16 protein-coding genes and 1 pseudogene are annotated in these 20,127 nt (G+C 61.9%); all 17 read left to right on the forward strand.

The window, feature by feature from the left end; genetic code table 11:
• Positions 1-444: 444 nt before the first annotated feature.
• Entirely contained in the window at positions 445-783 is a 339-nt protein-coding gene (locus HJB89_RS15085; protein ID WP_164007994.1) for a hypothetical protein, read from the forward strand.
• Between the two features lie 139 nt (positions 784-922).
• On the forward strand, positions 923-1,129 hold the full coding sequence (locus HJB89_RS15090) for a hypothetical protein (protein ID WP_007631295.1): 207 nt from the start codon (positions 923-925) through the stop codon (positions 1,127-1,129).
• A gap of 152 nt (positions 1,130-1,281) precedes the next feature.
• Entirely contained in the window at positions 1,282-2,088 is an 807-nt protein-coding gene (locus HJB89_RS15095) for a pseudouridine synthase (protein WP_207581619.1), read from the forward strand.
• Positions 2,089-2,102: 14 nt separating this feature from the next.
• Positions 2,103-2,788: pseudogene (locus tag HJB89_RS15100) on the forward strand (phosphoribosyltransferase).
• Between the two features lie 102 nt (positions 2,789-2,890).
• Positions 2,891-4,633 carry an SLC13 family permease gene (locus HJB89_RS15105; RefSeq protein WP_221116347.1) on the forward strand — a complete coding sequence of 581 codons (1,743 nt, stop codon included), beginning with the start codon at positions 2,891-2,893 and terminating at the stop codon, positions 4,631-4,633.
• Positions 4,634-4,715: 82 nt separating this feature from the next.
• On the forward strand, positions 4,716-5,660 hold the full coding sequence (locus tag HJB89_RS15110; protein WP_207584367.1) for a phosphoribosylaminoimidazolesuccinocarboxamide synthase: 945 nt from the start codon (positions 4,716-4,718) through the stop codon (positions 5,658-5,660).
• A gap of 106 nt (positions 5,661-5,766) precedes the next feature.
• On the forward strand, positions 5,767-6,369 hold the full coding sequence (locus tag HJB89_RS15115; RefSeq protein WP_207581620.1) for a TetR family transcriptional regulator: 603 nt from the start codon (positions 5,767-5,769) through the stop codon (positions 6,367-6,369).
• Between the two features lie 155 nt (positions 6,370-6,524).
• Positions 6,525-7,736, forward strand: a complete 1,212-nt coding sequence (locus tag HJB89_RS15120; protein ID WP_207581621.1) for an efflux RND transporter periplasmic adaptor subunit — start codon at positions 6,525-6,527, stop codon at positions 7,734-7,736.
• Positions 7,737-7,783: 47 nt separating this feature from the next.
• Positions 7,784-10,894 carry an efflux RND transporter permease subunit gene (locus HJB89_RS15125; RefSeq protein ID WP_221131806.1) on the forward strand — a complete coding sequence of 1,037 codons (3,111 nt, stop codon included), beginning with the start codon at positions 7,784-7,786 and terminating at the stop codon, positions 10,892-10,894.
• Positions 10,895-11,045: 151 nt separating this feature from the next.
• A complete protein-coding gene (locus HJB89_RS15130) occupies positions 11,046-12,485 on the forward strand; it encodes an efflux transporter outer membrane subunit (RefSeq protein ID WP_207581623.1) in 1,440 nt (479 codons plus the stop codon).
• 173 nt (positions 12,486-12,658) lie between these two features.
• A complete protein-coding gene (locus tag HJB89_RS15135; protein WP_207581624.1) occupies positions 12,659-13,702 on the forward strand; it encodes a LacI family DNA-binding transcriptional regulator in 1,044 nt (347 codons plus the stop codon).
• A gap of 1 nt (position 13,703) precedes the next feature.
• Positions 13,704-14,726: an ABC transporter substrate-binding protein gene (locus HJB89_RS15140; RefSeq protein WP_207581625.1), complete on the forward strand. Its 1,023-nt coding sequence runs from the start codon at positions 13,704-13,706 to the stop codon at positions 14,724-14,726.
• A gap of 67 nt (positions 14,727-14,793) precedes the next feature.
• Entirely contained in the window at positions 14,794-15,621 is an 828-nt protein-coding gene (locus tag HJB89_RS15145; protein WP_207581626.1) for an ABC transporter permease, read from the forward strand.
• Positions 15,618-16,397, forward strand: a complete 780-nt coding sequence (locus tag HJB89_RS15150) for an ABC transporter permease (protein ID WP_207581627.1) — start codon at positions 15,618-15,620, stop codon at positions 16,395-16,397. The genes HJB89_RS15145 and HJB89_RS15150 overlap by 4 nt, the downstream gene beginning before the upstream one ends.
• Positions 16,390-17,415: an ABC transporter ATP-binding protein gene (locus HJB89_RS15155; protein ID WP_207581628.1), complete on the forward strand. Its 1,026-nt coding sequence runs from the start codon at positions 16,390-16,392 to the stop codon at positions 17,413-17,415. Before HJB89_RS15150 ends, HJB89_RS15155 begins: the two co-directional genes overlap by 8 nt.
• Positions 17,416-17,419: 4 nt before the next feature.
• Complete coding sequence (locus tag HJB89_RS15160) at positions 17,420-18,340, forward strand: nucleoside hydrolase (protein ID WP_207581629.1); 921 nt, start codon at positions 17,420-17,422, stop codon at positions 18,338-18,340.
• The gene (locus HJB89_RS15165) at positions 18,337-20,124 is read left to right on the forward strand and encodes an adenine deaminase C-terminal domain-containing protein (protein ID WP_221150147.1); all 1,788 of its coding nucleotides are present in this window, start codon (positions 18,337-18,339) and stop codon (positions 20,122-20,124) included. Before HJB89_RS15160 ends, HJB89_RS15165 begins: the two co-directional genes overlap by 4 nt.
• The last annotated feature ends 3 nt before the right edge of the window (positions 20,125-20,127 follow it).

Genomic DNA, 20,127 nt, shown 5'->3' on the forward strand with positions numbered 1-20,127 from the left:
GAACACAAACCAGCAATCGCCAATCCGCTTGAGTTTCTTTAGAACGAAAGACTTCGTCGCCAGCAGCGCCGCCGCCCTCGTTCAGTGAGTGGGCTTATAGAACTAACCCTCCCAAACAGTCAACAGCCATGCCGAAAGTTTTTTGACAATTTTGTAACAGGCTGATTCGGCTGGCATTTTTGTCGGTGGACATTATCCACAAGGGGCTGTCGCGGGGCGGATTCCTGAAAATTTGTTTATCGTCTGGTCAAAAATCCGTCGGAAAGTCGCTTTCAACTGGGGAAAGATAACGAAAAACAGTGGCTTGCGCGAATTTATGGTTAATGAAGGATCAAGCGCCCTCAATTGGCGAGCTTTAAATTTCCGTCACAAATCAACGGCGGGCATTTCGGAACCTATCTCCGTCTGAGGTGTTTTCTCTCCCATTGAAGGAAGGAGACCGACATGGCTGCCAACACCGATGATATCAGAGCATCTGTCAGCAAGGACATCGCCGCACTCCAACAGGAAGTCTCGCGCCTGCAGAAGATGATTTCCGCTCAAGGCGCCGAAGCCTATTACGAAGTGCGCGGCCGCGCCGGCAAGGCTTATGAAGAAGCCCTGCCCCGGGCAAAGAACGCCGTCGCACAAATCAAGGCTGAAGGCGTCGCTGCCGCCGACGCCGCCCGCGAGCATCCGGCCGCAACGACCACCGCGCTGGCGCTTGCAGGCGCCATCGGATTCCTCGCCGGATATCTGCTGTCCGGCAGTCAACAGCCGCAACCTCGGCAATGGTGGCGCTAAGTCGCCGCATCCACGCATCAACCGGTTCTTTACGCACCCGCCGATCTGTCTTTCGGTCGGGTGCGTAAACGCTTATGTCTTACAAAAACCAATTTTTAATGCCAGCTATGGGAACATAAAAAACGAAGGGAGGACTACCATGGAAAACAAGAGGGCCAACTGCATCATCGAAGTCAGCGTCGACGGCGCCAATGGTCGTCACGCCGTCGGCATCATGAATATGCGCCAGGCACTCGACCTGCCGGAAATGCCAAGCCTGTCATACACACATCCGGACCCGGTCAAGGCCGCCGCCGGCATCGTCGTCAGCCGCAAGGAACTGGCCGGCTTCATGGTCTGCCGCTGAGGCGGTCAGATCCCAGCAAGCCCCCCACGGCGCTTTGCCCTTAAGCGCTGAGGCCTTTTGCGGCATTTCATTCCCTCCGTTTTTCTTTGCGTCGCTGGTATCCGTGCGCCGTTCATGCCAAGAGAGGGCACGAGGCAAGACAAGGACGTCAGATGAGGGAGCGGCGCCCACCGCATAAGACGCGTGAGCGGACAAAGCCCGCCGATAGCGCTGCAGGTAAACGGGTCACTCTTCCCCGCGCCCTCTCCAAGCTCGGTTATTGCTCCCGAACGCAGGCCGAACGGCTGATTGCCGAAAACCGCGTCGCCGTCGACGGCCGCACCATCACCGATATCGCCGCATGGGTTGATCTTGCAACTGCGCGGATCAGCGTCGACGGGCTCGTTGTCGCTGCAGAGGCGAAAATCTATCTGATGCTCAACAAGCCCCGCGGTCTCGTCACGACCCGCCATGATCCCGAAGGCAGGCCGACGGTCTATGATTGCCTCCGGGATTTTGACATCCCGCATCTCTCCCCCGTCGGCCGGCTCGACAAGGCAAGCGAGGGGCTGCTGCTGTTCACCAACGACACCGAATTCGCCCAGATCCTGCTCGATCCGATCACCCATGTCACGAAGACCTACCATGTCCAGATCGGCGGCGTCATGGACGATGAGGGTATCGCCGCCATGACATCGGGCATCCGCGACAACGGCGAATTGCTGACGGCGACCGCCGCGCGGCGCTTGCGCCAGGGTGACAGGAATTCATGGATCGAGGTCGAGCTCGACGAGGGCCGCAATCGCCAGATCCGCCGCATGCTGGAGGCACTCGGAACCGAATGCCTGCGCCTGGTGCGCGTCGCAATCGGCGGGCTCGAACTCGGCGAACTGGCGAAAGGCGCCGTGCGTCCGCTGAGCGAGGCGGAACTGCAGGTGCTGCGTCGTAGAACCGGTGTGGAAAGGTCGAGACGCAATTGACCGATGTGATGGCGATGGCGCCGCATGATTTCTGGCAGGAGATTCATCTTCCCGGCACCTTTCCCGACGACCAGGAATTCACCTCCTTTTATGTCGCCGCGCTGGAGGATGGCCGCCAACTTCGCCTGCCGATCCGCATACTGGCAGATGGCGATCACGCCCTCGCCTCGCTGATCGTCAACCAGGCGAGCTTCGCCGTGCTCGATGCGCTCGCCGAAAGCCTCGTCGAAAAGATCAGGCCCATGCGCATCGATGTTGTCGCCGGCCTGCCGACGCTTGGCCTGACGCTTGCCGCCGCCGTGGCCCAGAAGCTCGGTCATAGCAGGTACGTTCCGCTCGGTACCTCACGCAAATTCTGGTACCGCGACGAGCTCTCCGTTGCCTTGTCCTCGATCACCACGCCGACGCAACAGAAACGGCTCTATATCGATCCGCGAATGCTGCCGCTGCTGACCGGACGGCGCGTCGCTCTGATTGATGACGTCATTTCCAGCGGCGCCTCGATCGCCGCCGGTCTTCACCTGCTGACGGCCTGCGGCATCGAACCCGCCGCCCCGGTGCGGCGATGCTGCAATCGGAGCGCTGGCGCGAGAGCCTTGCGGCCGTCGCACCGCAATGGATCGCGCGCACCGTCGGCGTTTTCGCAACGCCCATTCTGGAGCGGAACGCAGCGGGCCGGTGGCAGGCTTCGCCAGCTTGATGCGAGATATGGGAATTGTCCAATCTTTGCCTGAAGGCACCTCTGTACAGCGCATGAGGAACGATTACAGTCCGCCTCGTCGATGAAACACCGGATCCATGCATGACGTTCGAGCAAGCATCCCTGCTGATCCTTCTGCTGGCGATGCTCGTTCTCTTCTCACTCGATCGCTTCCGCATCGAGGTGGTCTCGATCGCCGGTCTGCTTGCCGGCCATGCACTCGGCCTTTATCCCGCCGATCAGATCTTCACGGGCTTCGCCAGCCCCGTCGTCGTCACCGTCGTCGAGATCCTGCTGATCGTCCAGGTGCTGGCGCGCGCCAGGCTCTTCGACGGTCTTGCTGCCCGTTTCGCGGCCGCGGGCCCCTCGGGTTTCCAGGTCATATCAGGCATTTCTTCTCTTACCGGCGTCATCTCCATCTTTATGAACAATATCGGTGCCTTTGCGATCACCCTGCCGGTGGCGCTGCGGCTCGGCACGGCTCTGGCCATCCCCCGCCGCCAGCTCGTCATGCCGGTCTCATTCGCAGCCCTGCTCGGCGGTCTCGTTTCGCTGATCGGCACGCCGGCCAACCTGCTCGTCAGCGATGCGCTCACTAAAGCGACCGGCGTGAGCTTTCGCTTTTTCGATTTCGCCTATGTTGGCCTGCCGGTCGCAATCGCCGGCATTTTTATCATCGCCTTTCGCGTGCAACGGCTGTTTCCATATCTCGACGAGGCGCCGGCGACGACCTTTCCGGCCACGCGCCGTATCGTCGTCGAGCGTCGCATCCCCGATGTTTCGCCGCTGATCGGCGTGCGGCTTTCCGATTGCCCCCCGCGTTTCGGCATCAAGCCGCATGCGCTGATCCGTGGCGACAATTTCGTCTTCGGACCGCTCGACCAATCGGTGATCGAAGCCGGCGACGTGCTGCTTGCCGAAGGCGGCGATACGGTCTTTGTCGGCCTTGCCGCCGCGCAGGCGCTGATGGCTGATGCCCATCCGCACGGCCTGCAGCCGGATTTTACCCGTGTCGAAGCCGTCGTCATGCCGGAAAGCACGCTGGTCGGATCGCGGATCCGTTCGCTCGAAATCTTTCACAGTCGCGGCGTCGCAGTCACCGCTCTTTCCATGCGCGCGCCGCGCATAGAGGGCCGATTCCTCGACCTGCAGCTGTCGATTGGCGATATACTGACGTTAGAGGGGCCGCGCATAGCGATCGCCGAAGCGCTTGAAGAAAGCGAGTGCCTGCCGCTCGCTTCGGCTGCTTCGAGCGAACCCGCTTCGCTCTCCTGGCGGCCCTTCGCGCTCTTTGCCTGCGGCATCGCCGCCTCCGCGGCCGGCTTGCGTCCTGATGTTTCCTTTGCCGGCGTCGTGCTAGTGCTTGCCCTGCTCAATCATCTGAACATCCGCCAGGCGATGGCCGATCTCAATTGGCCGATCATTATCATGCTGGCGGCAATGATCCCGATCGGTCAGGCGGTGGCAACCACCGGAGCGGCCGAAACCATCGCCGGCTGGCTGAGCCTCGTCGTGCCGATCACCCATCCGCTCTTCGGCATTGCTCTGATCCTCTTCCTCGCGATGGCGCTGACGCCCTTCGTCAACAACGCGACGGTCGCAATCGTCCTGGCCCCGATCGCATTGGAATTCGCGAAAGCCGGCAACCATGCGCCGCACGCCTATCTGATCGCTGTCGCAGCCGGCGCCTCGCTCGATTTCCTGACGCCCTTCGGCCATCATAACAATACGTTGGCAATGGGCATTGGCGGCTACCGTTTCAGCGACTTCCTGCGCGCCGGCTGGCCACTTGCCGTTACAAGTTACGGCCTCGCTTTGTTTCTCCTGGCTCTGTTCTGGCTGTGATGCGATACTTGGGCGCCACCTTGACTTCCCGGCAATGAAACGACAGGAAGCCTTCACCCAATCACAAGGACAGTCGAGCGCCGTGCGAATCCTCTCCGAAGCCCATTTCCCGGAACTGCCGAACTATTATCGCGGCAAGGTGCGAGAGAATTATGATCTTCCGGACGGACGCCGGATTATCATCAGCACCGACCGGTTGAGCGCTTTCGACCGCATTCTCACCTGCATTCCCTATAAGGGCCAGGTGCTCACGCAGACGGCGCGCTACTGGTTCGAGGCGACAAGGGATATCTGCCCGAACCACGTTCTCGACTATCCCGATGCGAATGTCGTCATCGGCACGCGGCTCGACATCCTGCCGGTCGAAATCGTCGTGCGCGGTTATCTCGCTGGCACCACCGGCACGTCGATCCTGACACTCTATAAGAAGGGTGAGCGCGAGATGTACGGCATGCGCCTGCCCGACGGCATGCGCGACAACCAGATCCTGCCCGAACCCGTCATCACCCCGACCAGCAAGGAATTCGATGGCGGCCATGATGAGCCGCTGACCCCTGACGAAATCGTCACGCGTAGCCTTCTGACCAAGGAGCAGTGGCAGACCCTATCGCGATACGCGCTTGCGCTCTTCGCCCGCGGCCAGGAGATGGCCGCGAAACGCGGTCTGATTCTGGTCGACACCAAATATGAATTCGGCACCGATGGCGACGGCAATATCATCCTCGCCGACGAGATCCACACGCCCGACAGCAGCCGCTACTGGCTTGCCGAAAGCTATCCGGCAAGCTTCTCCGCCGGAAAACGTCCGGAAAGTTTCGACAAGGATTTCGTCCGCGCCTGGGTGGCCGAGCGCTGCGATCCCTATAAGGATGAGATCCCTGAAATCCCTGCTGAACTGATTGAGCAGACCTCGGCCGTCTATATCAAGGCGTATGAGGCGATCACCGGCCAGCGCTTTGTGCCCGACGATAGTGGCGAGACGCCGCTTGCCCGTGTCCGAAAGAACCTCGCCCCCTACTTCCTCTGAGATGGCGGCGTGCGAAAGCGGCTGGCTAATCACCGGCTTGCTGCATTTCGTGCAATCGCGCTAACATCAGCCGAAAGAAGGATCGGGCTCGCCCGGCGGGGGACGGATGGCAAGAAGGCCGAGACGCAAGGCCGAGGAAACGCGAGAAGACATCCTCTCCATGGCGGAGATGCTGTTTCGCGAGCGCGGCTATGTCGCGGTGTCGATTGCCGACATCGCCGGCGCGCTCCACATGTCGCCGGCCAATGTCTTCAAGCATTTCCGTTCCAAGGTCGCGCTGATCGATGCGATCGCCGGGCGCCATCTCGACAATGCGACCGAGCGTTTCGCAGCCTTCGACCAGGACCTGCCGCCGAAGGAGCAACTGCTTCGCTTCGTCCTTCGCCTGCTGGAAGGCCATCTGCAGGACATCCAGAAGAACCCTTACATCTTCGAAATGGTGCTTTCGACAATCGAAGCCAAACTCGAGGCCGGCAACCGTTATCGCGCCCGTATCGAAGAAAAGCTCGGTGAGATCATCCGCGAAGGAATGGCGGAGGGACGTTATCATTGCCGCGATCCCGAGAGCGCGGCACGCACCGTCGCAGACGTGCTCGCCTGCGTGCTGCACCCTATCCTGATCGCCCGCGACGACAAGGAAACACTCGTACACCGCGCCGAGCACATCGTGGGCTTCGTCGATGCCGCACTGCAAAATAACGCTTGCTAAGTGACGATTGCTGACTTACGTCACTTCGTAAAGCTTTTGTTAAATTCGGATGATGGCATTTGAATGCCGAACCAGTCCTGACGCTTATAAGCCTGCGCTCGGCTGAGCCGAGCCCGTGGATCGAACGGCCATTGCCACCGCACAGGGAATTCAGAATGATACGGCGTGCCCTCCTCATCTCCTCGGCGCTGGCGTTCGGCGCATTGCTCGCAGCCTGCAGCGATAACGCCAGCAAGCCCGCCGGCAATGCAGGTGCCGGCGCGGCCCAGCAGGCCTCGCCCGTCGGTGTGATCACGCTGAAAAAGGGTAGTTTCCCGATTACCACGATCCTTCCCGGCCGCGCCGAGACCTTCCAGACGGCCGATATCCGGCCGCAGGTGAGCGGTCTCATCCGCGAGATCGCCTTTAAAGAAGGCGGCGAGATCAAGAAGGGCGATCTTCTCTACCAGATCGAGGATGCGCCCTATATCGCTGCCGTCGAGCAGGCGAAGGCAGCAATCTCCAAAGCCGAGGCGAGTGTGCCGAGCGCTGAAAGCAATCTCGACCGCTACCAGCGCCTCGTCGGCAGCGGCGCCACCCAGATCGAATTCGAAACAGCCAAGACGACACTTCTCCAGGCCAAGGCCGAAGTCGAGTCGGCAAAGGCAGCGCTGTCCGCCGCACAGATCGATCTCGACCACACCAGAATCATCGCGCCCTTCGACGGCATCAGCGACCAGACGGCCTATAATGTCGGCAACGTCGTTTCAGCCAATCAGACGACGGCGCTGACGACGATCCGCCAACTTGACCCGATCTATATCTCGCTGACGGAATCGAGCACCAACCTGCTGAAGCTGCGCGATGCGGTGGCCGCCGGCGACATCAAGGGCGCCGCCAATGTCGTCTTCCACCTGATCCTCGAAGACGGCAAGGAATACAATCAGCAGGGCAAGCTCGACATGTCGAAGCAGGTGGTCAGTGAGACCACAGGCACCTTCATTATCCGCGTACTCTTTCCAAATCCCGACCGTATCGTGCTGCCCGGTATGTATGTCCGGGCAACCGTCGAACTCGGCGCCGAGGCGGGTTATGCGCTGCCGCAGCTGGCGACGAGCCGTGATGCCAATGGCCGGCTGACGGCACAGTTCGTTTCCGCCGATGGCAAGGTCGAAACCCGCGCTTTCGAGAACAGCTCGCCCTCCAACAATTCCTGGCTCGTGACCGAAGGCATCAAGGACGGCGATCAGCTGATCGTCAGTGGCCTGCAATCGATCACCTCAGGCATGCCGGTGAAGCCGGTTCCGATGAAGATCACCGACAACGGCGTGGTCGTGGCTGCCGAGCAGCCCGCGGCCGGTGACGCACAGAAGCCCGCAGCGAAGTAATCGCTTCGAGCCCCTACGTCACCGTCTCAGCCGCACAGGAACAACCGATGGCCAAGTTTTTCATCCGACGTCCGATTTTCGCCTGGGTCATTGCGATCACCATCATGCTCGCCGGCCTGCTGGCGATCTCCACCCTGTCGATCTCGCAATATCCCGACATCGCGCCGACGACGGTCCGTATCAATGCCACCTATCGGGGCGCGAGTGCTGAGACCGTCGAGAAATCGGTGACGACGATTATCGAGGACGGCATGACCGGCCTCGACGATCTCACCTATATGACCTCAACCTCGTCGACGGGTTCGGCCAGCATCCAGCTGACCTTCGGGACGAGTGCCGACCCTGATATCGCCCAGGTACAGGTGCAGAACAAGCTGCAGCTGGTTCAGTCGCAGCTTCCGAGCGACGTCATCGATGCCGGGATCAGCGTCACCCGCTCGACCTCGAGCATTCTTCTCGTCGGCTCGCTCGTTTCCACCGACGGCAAGCGCAATTCGGTCGACCTCGGCAACATCGTGTCGACCTCGATCGAGGACCAGATCCAGCGCCTGGAAGGCGTCGGCAGCATCAACGTCTTCGGCTCAGGATACGCCATGCGCGTCTGGCTCGACCCCTTCAAGCTGCTGAAATACCAGTTGACGCCGAGCGACGTCACCGCAGCCATCCAGGCGCAGAACACCCAGGTCTCGGTCGGTTCGCTCGGTGCCCAGCCGGCGATCCCCGGCCAGCAGATCAACGTTACCATCACTGCGCAAAGTCAGCTGACCACCGTCGCCGATTTTGAGCACATCATCCTGAAGGTCGAAAAGGATGGCGCGACGGTGCGCTTAGGCGATGTCTCGCGCATCGAGATCGGCCAGGAAAGCTACGGCGGCAATTCGCGCTACAATGGCCAGCCCTCGACCGGTTTTGCCGTCAATCTGGCGATCGGCGCCAACGCCATCGATACCGCCGCCCGCGTGCGCTCTGCCCTCGCTGTCATCGGCCGCGGCCTGCCCGCCGGTGTGGAAATCACCTATCCCTACGACACGACGCCCTTTGTCGAGCTGTCTATCGAAAAGGTGGTGCACACGCTGATCGAGGCGATCGTGCTCGTTTTCGTGGTCCTTCTTATCTTCTTGCAGAACCTGCGGGCTACGCTGATCCCGACGATTGCCGTTCCCGTCGTCCTGCTCGGCACCTTCGGGGTGCTGGCGGTCACCGGCTATTCGATCAATACGTTGACGATGTTCGCGATGGTGCTGGCGATCGGCCTTCTCGTCGACGACGCCATCGTCGTCGTCGAAAACGTCGAACGCATCATGTCCGAAGAGAAGCTTTCGCCGCTCGAGGCGACGGAAAAGTCGATGGGCGAAATCACCGGCGCCATTGTTGGCATCGCCCTCGTCCTCACCGCCGTCTTCATTCCGATGGCTTTCTTTGGTGGTTCGACCGGCATCATCTATCGTCAGTTCTCGATCACCATCGTCTCGGCCATGCTGCTGTCGGCGCTCGTCGCCCTCGTGCTGACGCCCGCACTTTGCGCCACGATGCTGAAGCCGGTCGGCGAACACAGGAAACACCGCGTCGGCGACTGGTTCAACCGCAACTTCACGCGCTCGACCAACGGCTATGTCAGCACCATCGGCTATCTCTTGAAGCGGCCGATACGCGTCATGCTGGTCTTCCTGCTCGTCGGCGCCGGCTGCGCCTATCTCTTCACCCGCCTGCCGAGCTCGTTCTTGCCGCAGGAGGACCAGGGCGTGCTGCTGACCATCGTCACCACGCCGCCGGGCTCGACCACTCAGCAGACCCAGGCGGTTGTCGAAAAGGTCGAGAAGTACTATCGGGAAAATGAGAAGGATGCGGTCGAATCCGTGTTCGGCGCGCTCGGCTTCGGCTTTAACGGCTCCGGCCAGAACAGCGCCATCGTCTTCACCAAGCTCAAGGATTTCTCGCAGCGTACCGATCCGGCGCTGAGCGCCCAGTCAGTCGTCAACCGTGCGCTTGGCAGTTTCTTCAAGATCCGCGAGGCGCAGGTTTTCGCGCTTCTGCCGCCGGCGATCCAGGGCCTCGGCGTGTCGAGCGGCTTCTCCATGTATCTCGTCGATACCGGCGGCCACGGCAATGACGCCCTGACGGCCGCCTCCAAGCGGCTGATCCAGATGGGCAACACCTCGGGCAAGATCGTGGCGCTGCGCAGCAGCAACAAGGAAGTCGAGCCGCAGATGCGAATCGTGCTCGATCAGGAAAAGATCGGTGCGATGGGCGTCGACATCGCTGCGGTCAATTCGATGCTGTCGATCATCTTCACCGGCCGCGACGTCAACGATTTCACCCTGAACGGCGAGATCAAGCCCGTCTACGTTGAGGGCGATGCGCCCTTCCGCATGCAGCCGAGTGATCTCGACCACTGGTACGCACGCAACAATGACGGCGAAATGGTGCCATTCTCCGCCTTTACCCGGACTGAGTGGGTGAAAGGTGCGCCCTCGCTTGCCCGCTTCAACGCCGTCAGCGCCATTCCGCTCGACGGAGCTTCCGCACCCGGGATTTCTTCCGGCGATGCAATGAACGAAATGGAAGCGCTGACCGAACAGCTTGGCGGCGGTTATACCGTCGCCTGGCAGGGCATTTCCTATCAAGAGCGCCTTTCCGGTTCGCAGGCGCCGATGCTCTATGCGATCTCCGTTCTCGTCGTCTTCCTCTGCCTTGCAGCACTCTACGAAAGCTGGTCGATCCCCTTCTCGGTGATCATGGCGGTGCCTGTCGGTATTCTCGGGGCGCTGACGGCAGCAACCTTGTTCGGTCAGGCCAACGACGTCTATTTCAAGGTCGGCCTGCTCACAACCATCGGCCTGGCGGCAAAAAACGCGATCCTGATCGTCGAATTCGCCAAGGACCGCATGGAAAGCGGCATGGGCCTCTACGAAGCGACGCTGGAAGCAGCGAGATTGCGCCTGCGGCCGATCATCATGACCTCGCTTGCCTTCATTCTGGGCGTCGTGCCGCTGGCGATCGCGACAGGCGCGGGTTCGGCGGCACAAAACGCCATCGGTATCGGCGTTCTCGGCGGCATGCTGGCGGCGACGATGCTCGGAATCTTCTTCGTACCGTCCTTCTTTGTCGTCATTCGACGCATCTTTGCCACACGCGGAAAAAATGCGGCGGGAGTGTGATATAAATGCACTGTGATAATGCGGTTCTCGTTGCTACATTGCGGCCGACTGCTTCGGCATGGTGTTTTTTGGTAGGGCGAGGCGCGACGGCCGTTAGTGAAGCATGAAGCTTCGGACAAGAATTGACTTGCTCGAGTACAGGAAGAAATGAATGGTATCTCTTCGTATTGCCACACCGGCATTATTGTTATTGTTGTCGGGCTGCGTTGTTGGCCCGGATCATGTTCCTCCTGAGATGCCACTGCCCGCCAAATTCGGAGAGGGCAACACCAAGAGCGATGGCGATGTCACCACTGTGGCCTGGTGGAATGCGTTCAACGACCGCAAGCTGGACGGCTATGTCCAGAGCGGCCTCGACCAGAACCTGTCAATCCAGCAGGCGATCGAACGTATCAATGCGGCTTCCGCCAACGTCACCGTAGCAGGAGCCGGCGGCTTGCCGAACCTGACAGTCGACGCCTCGCACACGGTCAGCGGCCAGAGCGGTGAGCTGCGCACGCAGTTTGACACACGCAACACCAGCGGCGGCGAAGCACAGCTGAGCTGGCTGCTCGATATCTTCGGCCTCTACAAACGCAGCACGGAAGGCGCTCTCGCTTCGCTCGATTCCGCTTACGCATCCGCGGACGTTGCCAAGCTCACTCTCGTGCAGGACATGGTCTCGAGTTATATCGACGTCCGCTATTTCCAGCAGCGCCTGGCGCTTTCCAAGGCTAACCTGAAGTCTCGCCAGGAGACCTACGAACTCACCAAATTCCAGCTTGAAGCTGGTGCCGCCTCGCGTCTCGACGTCGTTCAGGCGGAAGGCTTGGTACAGTCGACGCTCGCCGAAATTCCCGGCCTCGAAACCAATATCCGCATTTCCGCCCATCACATCGCCACGTTGCTCGGCCTGCCGGCATCAGCTCTCGTCGATGAGCTGCTAAGGGGCGCCGGTCAGCCTGTGTTCCGCGGCAGCATCACCTCCGGCATCCCCGCGGACCTGATCCGTAACCGTCCTGATATTCGCGTAGCGGAACGTGACCTCGCTGCCGCAACGGCCAATATCGGCGTTGCCCAGGCGCAGCTTTATCCAAGCATCTCGCTCAGCGGCTCGATTTCGCCGGCCTATATTAATCAGCGCGGCATCCATGGCGGCCTGTCGCCCTGGTCCTTCGGCCCGACCCTCAACCTGCCGATTCTCGATGGCGGCCGCCTGCGCGCCAACGTCAAATCGGCACAGTCGGATGCTGCTACGGCCTATCTCAACTGGAAATCGACCGTGCTGACCGCGATCGAACAGGTCGAGAACGCGCTTTCGGCCGTCCGGCGTGACGCCCGCACGGTCTCGGCACTCCAGGCACAGGTAAAGACCACGCAAGAGACGCTCGAACTTTCCACAGCATCCTACAAGGACGGCGCTTCCTCGCTGCTCGACGTTCTCGACGCCCAGCGCCAGGTTTCGCTTGCCCAAGCAAGCCTTGCCGCAGCCGTCCAGCAGATGGCCAAGGACTATGTCTCGCTGAACGTCGCGGTCGGCGGCGGCTTTGCCCCCGGCGGCAAGACGACCGTAGCCAACACCACTGTCGTGGTGAAGCCCGCGAAAACCTGATCGGCCGCCTTGTGCCGTCTGACGTACAGAGCCCCGCGATCGTCTCGCGGGGCTTTTTTCATGTCGACCAAATTTTGTATCCGGATAACTCACATAAGATGAATTGGGAATCGACAAGCGAAAAGAGCTGAGGTAGAGCTTGATTAAACGATTAATCAAGAGCGCCGTCGATCATGGCTTCATCGCGTTCGGGACCGAACCTCAGCAGGATAGCAACGTCGCTCGGCGTTTCCGTCGCCACGGTCTCCAATGCGTTGTCCGGCAAGGGTCGGGTATCCGGCCAACTGGTTGAAAGGATCCGCGAGCATGCGGCCGAACTCGGTTATGTCCCGAGCCAGGCCGGGCGGGCCCTGAGGACCGGCCGCAGCGGCGTTCTCGGCCTGGTGCTGCCCGATATCGCCAATCCGCTGTTCCCGAAAATTGCCCAGGCGATCGAATTCGCCGCTTCCGCCGCCGGTTACGGCGTGCTGATCGCCGATTCCCGCGGCGATGTCGCCAAGCAGACCGAGGCGATCAATCGGCTGGTCGAGCGCGGCGTCGACGGCATGGTCATCATTCCCCGCCGCGCCACTCGCATTTCCGCCGCCGCCTGCCCGGTCGCCGTTATCGACACCGCGTCGACGCCAGGCAATACCGTTGCCGCCGACCATTGGCAGGGCGGGTGCGAAATCGCCGGCCATCTCGCCAGCCTCGGCCATCGCCGCATCCTCATCATCGGCAACAATCAGGAATCCAACGTCCAGAATGACCGCGCCGGCGGCATCCGCTCCGGCATGCGCCCGGGCATGCATTCGGAAACACTGTGGATCGAGAGACTGGAGCAGGATGGCGGCAGCGGCTGCCCGCTCGGTCTCGCCGAAAAAGTCAGGCAGGGGTTCACCGCCTTCGCAGCACTCTCCGACCTGCAGGCGCTGCGCGCGCTGACGGAGCTGCAGCAGGCCGGCATCAACATTCCGGCCGACGTCAGCGTCACCGGCTTCGACGACCTCATTTGGTCGCCGGTCGTCACGCCGTCGCTGACGACGGTTCGTATGGATATGGACGCTATTGCCGGGATTGCCGTGTCGGCGCTGGTGGATACCATAAGAAAAAGCAGCATGCGGCAAGGCATGCTGGTTACCGCCGAGATCAATCGCGTCGCGATGCAGCTGATCGTCCGCCAATCATCCGGGCCTGCGCACCCGGCACCAAAAACCTCAGAGATGGAGAACACGTAAGATGAAAAAAGCTCTCATTGCCTCGGCAGCGCTCGCTGCCCTGTCTCCGCTTGGAGCGGCCGCAGCCGATCGCACGCTGACCATTTCCGTCTATGCCTTTGCACAGGACGATTTCAAGACGCTGGTCTACGATCCCTTCGAGGCCAAATGCGGCTGCAAGCTGGTGGTCGAGACCGGCAACAGCGTCGAGCGTCTGGCCAAGCTGGAAGCCAACAAGGCCAATCCCGTCATAGATCTTGCCGCCGTTTCCATGGCCGATGCGCTGGCCGCCTCGCGCGCCGGCCTGATCGACAAGATCGACACCGCCAAGCTCCCCAATTTTGCCAAACTCTACGACGTCGCCAAGGACCCGAATGGCGACGGCATGAGCGTCGGTTATACCTTCTATGCCACCTCGATCGCCTATCGGTCCGACAAGATGAAGATCGATTCCTGGAACGATCTCTTGAAGCCGGAATATGTCGGGCACGTAGCCTTTCCGAACGTGACCACCAATCAGGGCCCGCCGGCGCTCTACATGCTGGGCTTGGCCCTTGGTAAGGATACGCCCGATCTGAAGGGACCCATCGAGGCGCTGGGCGAAAAGAAGGACGAGGTCGTCACCTTCTATGAAAAATCCTCGCAACTGGTGCAGCTGATGCAGCAGGAGGAGATCTGGGCAGCCCCGATCGGCCGTTTCTCCTGGGCCGGCTTCACCAAGCTCGACGTGCCGGTCGCCTGGGCGACACCGAAGGAGGGCCAGACCGGCGGCATGAATGTGTTGGTGCTGACCAAGGGTTCGAAGAACCAGGACCTCGCTTTGCAGTTCATGGATTTCTGGCTCTCGACCGATATCCAGACCAAGCTCGCCGAAAAGCTGATCGACAGCCCCGCCAACCGCGAGGTCAAGCTTTCCGAGGCAGCAGCCAACAACCTTACCTATGGCGAGGAAACCGCCAAGAGCCTCAAGCTGATCCCCTCCGCCGTCGCCCTCGACAACCGCGCCGGCTGGCTGAAGACATGGAACGAAAAGGTCGGCCAATAAGGCCTGTCTGAGAACCGGTCCCGGCTCCTCTGCCGGGACAATCCTCTGTCCGCTCGAAAGGCGCCTCATGTTCCAGAACCGCGCAGAAGCCCTGGCGCTTGCCCTGCCGGCAGCCGTCTTTGCGACCCTGGTCTTCCTGCTGCCCGTCGCGATCCTGCTGTCGGAGGGCTTCCATGCCGGCGGCGGCTGGACGCTGTCGGCCTATGCCGGTTTCTTCTCTGAGGCGCTCAACCGCACCGTTTTCCTGCGCAGCTTCCGGCTCGGCCTCGAAGTCACAGCTGTCTCGGCGGTCATCGGTTATGCCGCAGCCTTCGCCATCGTCCACCTGCCGCCGAATGGCAAGGGCCGTATGATCGGCCTAGTCACCTTGCCGCTGATGATCTCTCCGGTGGCGCGCACCTATGCCTGGATCGTCATTCTCGGCCGCACCGGGATCGTCAACCAGGCGATAGCGCGCCTGGGTCTCAGCGCCGAGCCGCTGCGGCTGCTGTTCACCGAAACCGCCGTCTTCATCGGTCTCTTGCAACTCTTTCTGCCTTTGATGATCCTGTCGCTGATCAGCTCCCTCGAGAACATGCCGAAGGATGCGATCCCCGCCGCCCGCGTGCTTGGCGCCAACTGGTTCCAGGTCTTCTGGAAGGTCATCCTGCCGCTGACCACGGAAGGCCTCGTCGTCGGCGGCACGCTTGTCTTCACCGGATCGCTGACCGCCTACATCACCCCGGCCGTGCTTGGCGGTTCAAAGGTGCTGATGCTGGAAACGCTGCTGTATCAGCAGGTTTCCGTCGCCAATGATTTCGTCTCGGCAAGCGTCATTGCCTTCATTCTGATCATCATGAGCTTTGCGGCCAACATCCTGCTGAAACGTCTTGCGACGGCGAGGAACCGCCGATGAGCCTCCGCCTGTTTTCGCCCATCGTGCTTTTCCTGCTGCTGGTCTTTCTGATCGGTCCGTTCCTGATCATCATTGCCGCTTCACTATCGGCCGGCGATACGCTGGCCTTTCCGCCACAAGGCCTGTCGCTGCGGTGGGTCATGAAGGTGTTCACCGTCGAGAGTTTCCGCGACAGCTTCGCCATGTCGATGTTCCTCGCCGTGTTCGGAACGCTCGCCGCCCTCGTCCTCGGCATCCCGGCCGCCTACGCGCTCTCCCGCTACCGGCTGCCCGCGGCCGAGACCGTCCGCACCATCGTCTCGCTGCCGATTATCGTGCCGGGCATCATCGTCGGCCTGTCGCTGCTGCGTTATCTCGTCGTGCCCTTCGGTTTCGACATCACGCTGGCACTCTTCTTCGCCCATACGGCCCTCGTACTGCCCTATGCCGTGCGCGTCGTCTCGGCGAGCCTCGACAATCTGCGCTCGGACATCGAGGAGGCCGCCGTCCTGCTCGGCTCCTCCAGACTCGGCGCTTTTTTCCGCGTGGTGATGCCGAATATCCGCGGCGGCATCCTTGCCGCCTTCATCCTCGGCTTCGTCACCAGCTTCAATCAGGTGCCCGTCTCGCTCTTCCTCTCCGGTCCCGGCGTCCACACGCTGCCGATCGACATGCTGGGTTACATGGAAACCACCTACGACCCGTCGATCGCGGCGCTTTCCGCCCTCCTCGCCTTTCTCTCGATGGGCATCGTCTTCCTCGCCGAACGTTTCCTGGGATTCTCGCGCTATGTCTGATGCCTATCTTCAACTCGACAAGCTGACGCTTACCTATGGCGACACGGTCGCGGTCAGCAATCTCGACCTTACGATCGGCAAGGGCGAGCTCGTTGCCCTTCTCGGCCCCTCAGGCTGCGGCAAGACGACGACGATGCGGGCGATCGCCGGTCTGCTGAGGCCTACCTCCGGCCGTATCAGCCTCGATGGAGCCGATATCACCCGCGTCTCGGCCAACAAGCGCGCCGTCGGGCTCGTCTTCCAGTCCTACGCGCTTTTCCCGCATCTGACGGTTTATGAGAACGTCGCCTTCGGTTTGCGCCTCAAGGGTATCTCGGGCGCAGATCTCGACGCCCGTGTCGCCTCCGGCTTGAAATCGGTCGGCCTGTCGGCTTTCGCCCGCCGCAAGCCCGCCGAACTCTCCGGCGGCCAGCAGCAGCGCGTGGCGCTCGCCCGCTCGATGGTGATGGAGCCGAAAGTTCTGCTGCTCGACGAGCCGCTTTCCAATCTCGACGCCCGCCTTCGCCTTGAGATGCGCGCCGAATTGCAGCGGGTACAGAAGGAGACCGGCGTCACCATGATCTTCGTCACCCACGACCAGGTGGAGGCCTTGGCGCTTGCCGACCGCATCGTCGTGATGTTGAACGGGGGCATCGAACAAATCGGCACGCCGGAAGAGATCTACAACAATCCGGCCTCTGCCTTCGTCGCCGATTTCGTCGGCTTCGAGAATGTCTTCCCGCTGAAGGATGGAAAGCTTGTGACAACGAACGGCCCGATCGCCCTTTCCGGCCCCGCACCGCAAGCTGCGGCGGGCCTCGCCTGGCGGCCACGCAAAGTGATCCTCGGCTCGGGCACCTTTCAAGGCACCGTGCGCGGCACGTCTTTCGCAGGCAACACACGCGAATATCTCCTCGATACCGCGCTCGGCCCGATCAAGGCCGAGATTGATGCCGGTCTGCCGCCGCATGAGATCGGCAGCGCGCTCGCCTTCGACCTGCCGGTTGCCGGCGCGGCCAGCCTCAAGCGGTTCGGGTGAGATCATGGGCGTCTGGATCGACACCGACATGGGCTTCGACGACATCGCCGCCATTCTGGTGGTGGGTCAATCGGAATTTGACATCGACGGCGTATCGCTGGTCTTCGGCAATACGCCACTGCCGCAGGTGAAAACCAATGCCGCCTCCGCTGCCATTGCCTTCGGCTGGAAATTCCCGATCCACACCGGTCGCGCCATGCCTGTTCTCGGCAAGCTCGAAACCGCTCAGGCGATCCTCGGCGAAACCGGCATCCCGACCATCGGCAGGAGCCTGCCGGAGGCCCCCGCTCTTGCTGAAAGCGATGCCTTTGCAGCGCTTTGCCGGTGGTTGGAAGATCAGGGCCAGCACCGTATGCTGGCGCTCGGGCCCCTCACCAATATCGCCGCCGTGGCGCTCGCTCGCCCCGATCTTGCCGCCCGTATCAGCGAACTCGTCTGGATGGGCGGCGGCGTCACCTCAGGCAACCATACGGCGTCTGCCGAGTTCAACGCGCTCGCCGATCCCGAGGCCCTGTCGATCGTCATCGCCCATGGCCTGCCGCTGCGCATGGTCGATCTCGATCTCTGCCGCAAGGTGCTGGCAAGGCCGGAGGATGCCGAGCCGGTGCGCGATGCCGGCGGCGCCAATGCCGATCTGATCGCCGATATGTTTTCGGGTTATATCCGCATCGGCACCAGCCGCGGCCGCCCGGGCATGGCGATCTACGATCCCACAGCCGCCGTCGCCTTCGTCGCTGCCGATGTCGTCAGCTTCCGGCCCGCGCGTATCGACGTCGAACTGCAGGGCGCCTTGACCCGTGGCCGCACCGTCGTCGAGACCCGCGCCACGCATGCAGCCTTCAATGCCCAGTTTGCCGCCGACATCGATGCCGACAGGGCGCGTGTCATTATCCTTGAAGCCCTGGTCAACGAGGCCCGGAAGTGAACGCCATCCCTCGCCAGGAACCTGGCGATCTCAACGATCCCGCCATGCGCGCGCGGGCCGTCGCCGCCGCACGCGGTGATGCTCCCTTCGATATGCTAATTACCGGCGGCCGGCTGCTCGACGCGGTGACGGGCCTGATCCGCGAGGCCGATATCGGCCTCGTTGGCGCCCTGATTGCGAGCGTCCACACCTCGGCAAGCCGCACGGATGCGGTCGAGATCATCGATGCGGCAGGCGGCATCGCAACACCCGGTCTGATCGACACCCACATGCATGTCGAAAGTTCGATGGTGACACCGGCGGAATATGCGAGCGCCGTGCTGGCGCGCGGCGTCACCACGGTCGTTTGGGATCCGCATGAATTCGCCAATGTCCATGGCCTTGACGGTGTGCGCTGGGCGATCGAGGCGGCACGCTGCCTGCCGCTGCGCATGATCCTGCTCGCTCCCTCCTGCGTGCCGTCGGCGCCCGGCCTGGAACTTGCCGGTGCCGATTTCGATGCCTCCGTCATCGCCGAGATACTGCGCTCCTCCGCCGTCGGCGGCGTCGCCGAGGTGATGAACATGCGTGGCGTCATCGACGGCGATCCGCGCATGATGGCCATCGTCAATACCGGCCTTGCCTCCGGCAAGCTCGTCTGCGGTCATGCCCGCGGCCTCGAAGGCCCCGACCTCAACGCCTTCATGGCCTCGGGCATCACGTCCGACCACGAACTCACTTCCGGCGGCGACCTCGCGGCCAAGCTTGCCGCCGGCTTGACGATCGAGCTGCGCGGATCGCACGACCATCTGCTCCAGGAATTCGTCGAGGTGCTGAATGGTCTCGGCCACCTGCCCCCGACCGTGACACTCTGCACAGACGACGTCTTTCCCGATGAACTCTACGAAGGCGGCGGCCTTGACGACGTCGCCCGCCGGATGGTGCGCTACGGAATGAAGCCGGAGTGGGCGATCCGTGCCGCAACCTTCAACGCCGCACAGCGGCTGAAGCGATCCGATCTCGGCCTCATCGCCCCCGGCCGCCGCGCCGATATCGTGCTCTTCGAGGACCTTACGGAATTCCGGTCGCGGCTGGTCATCTCAAGCGGTCGCGTCGTCGCCCGCAACGGCAGCATGCAGGTTGACATCCAGCAGCTCGATCCGGCGCCGCTTGAAAATTCGGTGAAGCTCCCGCAATTTGCCGAAGATGATTTCCGCATTCCGTCGAGCTGCGAGCGCGTCCGTGTCGCCACCATCGACCGCCCGCGTTTCACGCAATGGGGTGAGGCGGAGACAGAGGTCAGAGACGGGTTCGTCGTACCGCCGGCCGGCAGCGCCATGATCGCCGTCGCCCATCGCCACGGCAAAGCCGACGGCACCCCGCGCATCGGCTTCCTCACCGGCTGGGGTGAATGGCGCGGCGCCTTCTGCACCACCGTCTCGCATGACAGCCACAACCTCACCGTCTTCGGCGGCAATGCGCGCGACATGGCGCTTGCCGCCAACGCCGTCATATCAGCCGGAGGCGGAATGGCCGTCGCCAAAGACGGAAAGATCGAGGCGCTACTGCCGCTGCCGCTCTCCGGCCTAGTGACCGACGCATCGCTAAAGGACACCGCTTCGGCCTTTGCCGGCATCCGCAAGGCCATGGAAAAAATCGTCGACTGGAAACCGCCCTATCGGGTCTTCAAGGCCTGCTTCGGCGCAACGCTCGCCTGCAATGTCGGCCCGCACCAGACGGACCGGGGAATTGCCGATGTGGTGACGGGCGAGCTGCTGGAAAATCCGGTGCTGGAGGTTTTGTAGGGC

The organism is Rhizobium sp. NZLR8 (assembly GCF_019685025.1).
Lineage (GTDB): Bacteria > Pseudomonadota > Alphaproteobacteria > Rhizobiales > Rhizobiaceae > Rhizobium.

Excerpts from the sequence above, each read along its gene's own strand:
- HJB89_RS15115 (WP_207581620.1), top strand. The coding sequence starts at position 5,767 with ATGGCAAGAAGGCCGAGACGCAAGGCCGAGGAAACGCGAGAAGACATC.
- HJB89_RS15160 (WP_207581629.1), top strand. The coding sequence starts at position 17,420 with ATGGGCGTCTGGATCGACACCGACATGGGCTTCGACGACATCGCCGCC.
- HJB89_RS15130 (WP_207581623.1), top strand. The coding sequence starts at position 11,046 with ATGGTATCTCTTCGTATTGCCACACCGGCATTATTGTTATTGTTGTCG.
- HJB89_RS15105 (WP_221116347.1), top strand. The coding sequence starts at position 2,891 with ATGACGTTCGAGCAAGCATCCCTGCTGATCCTTCTGCTGGCGATGCTC.
- HJB89_RS15150 (WP_207581627.1), top strand. The coding sequence starts at position 15,618 with ATGAGCCTCCGCCTGTTTTCGCCCATCGTGCTTTTCCTGCTGCTGGTC.
- HJB89_RS15085 (WP_164007994.1), top strand. The coding sequence starts at position 445 with ATGGCTGCCAACACCGATGATATCAGAGCATCTGTCAGCAAGGACATC.
- HJB89_RS15120 (WP_207581621.1), top strand. The coding sequence starts at position 6,525 with ATGATACGGCGTGCCCTCCTCATCTCCTCGGCGCTGGCGTTCGGCGCA.
- HJB89_RS15125 (WP_221131806.1), top strand. The coding sequence starts at position 7,784 with ATGGCCAAGTTTTTCATCCGACGTCCGATTTTCGCCTGGGTCATTGCG.
- HJB89_RS15145 (WP_207581626.1), top strand. The coding sequence starts at position 14,794 with ATGTTCCAGAACCGCGCAGAAGCCCTGGCGCTTGCCCTGCCGGCAGCC.
- HJB89_RS15155 (WP_207581628.1), top strand. The coding sequence starts at position 16,390 with ATGTCTGATGCCTATCTTCAACTCGACAAGCTGACGCTTACCTATGGC.
- HJB89_RS15090 (WP_007631295.1), top strand. The coding sequence starts at position 923 with ATGGAAAACAAGAGGGCCAACTGCATCATCGAAGTCAGCGTCGACGGC.
- HJB89_RS15135 (WP_207581624.1), top strand. The coding sequence starts at position 12,659 with ATGGCTTCATCGCGTTCGGGACCGAACCTCAGCAGGATAGCAACGTCG.
- HJB89_RS15140 (WP_207581625.1), top strand. The coding sequence starts at position 13,704 with ATGAAAAAAGCTCTCATTGCCTCGGCAGCGCTCGCTGCCCTGTCTCCG.
- HJB89_RS15095 (WP_207581619.1), top strand. The coding sequence starts at position 1,282 with ATGAGGGAGCGGCGCCCACCGCATAAGACGCGTGAGCGGACAAAGCCC.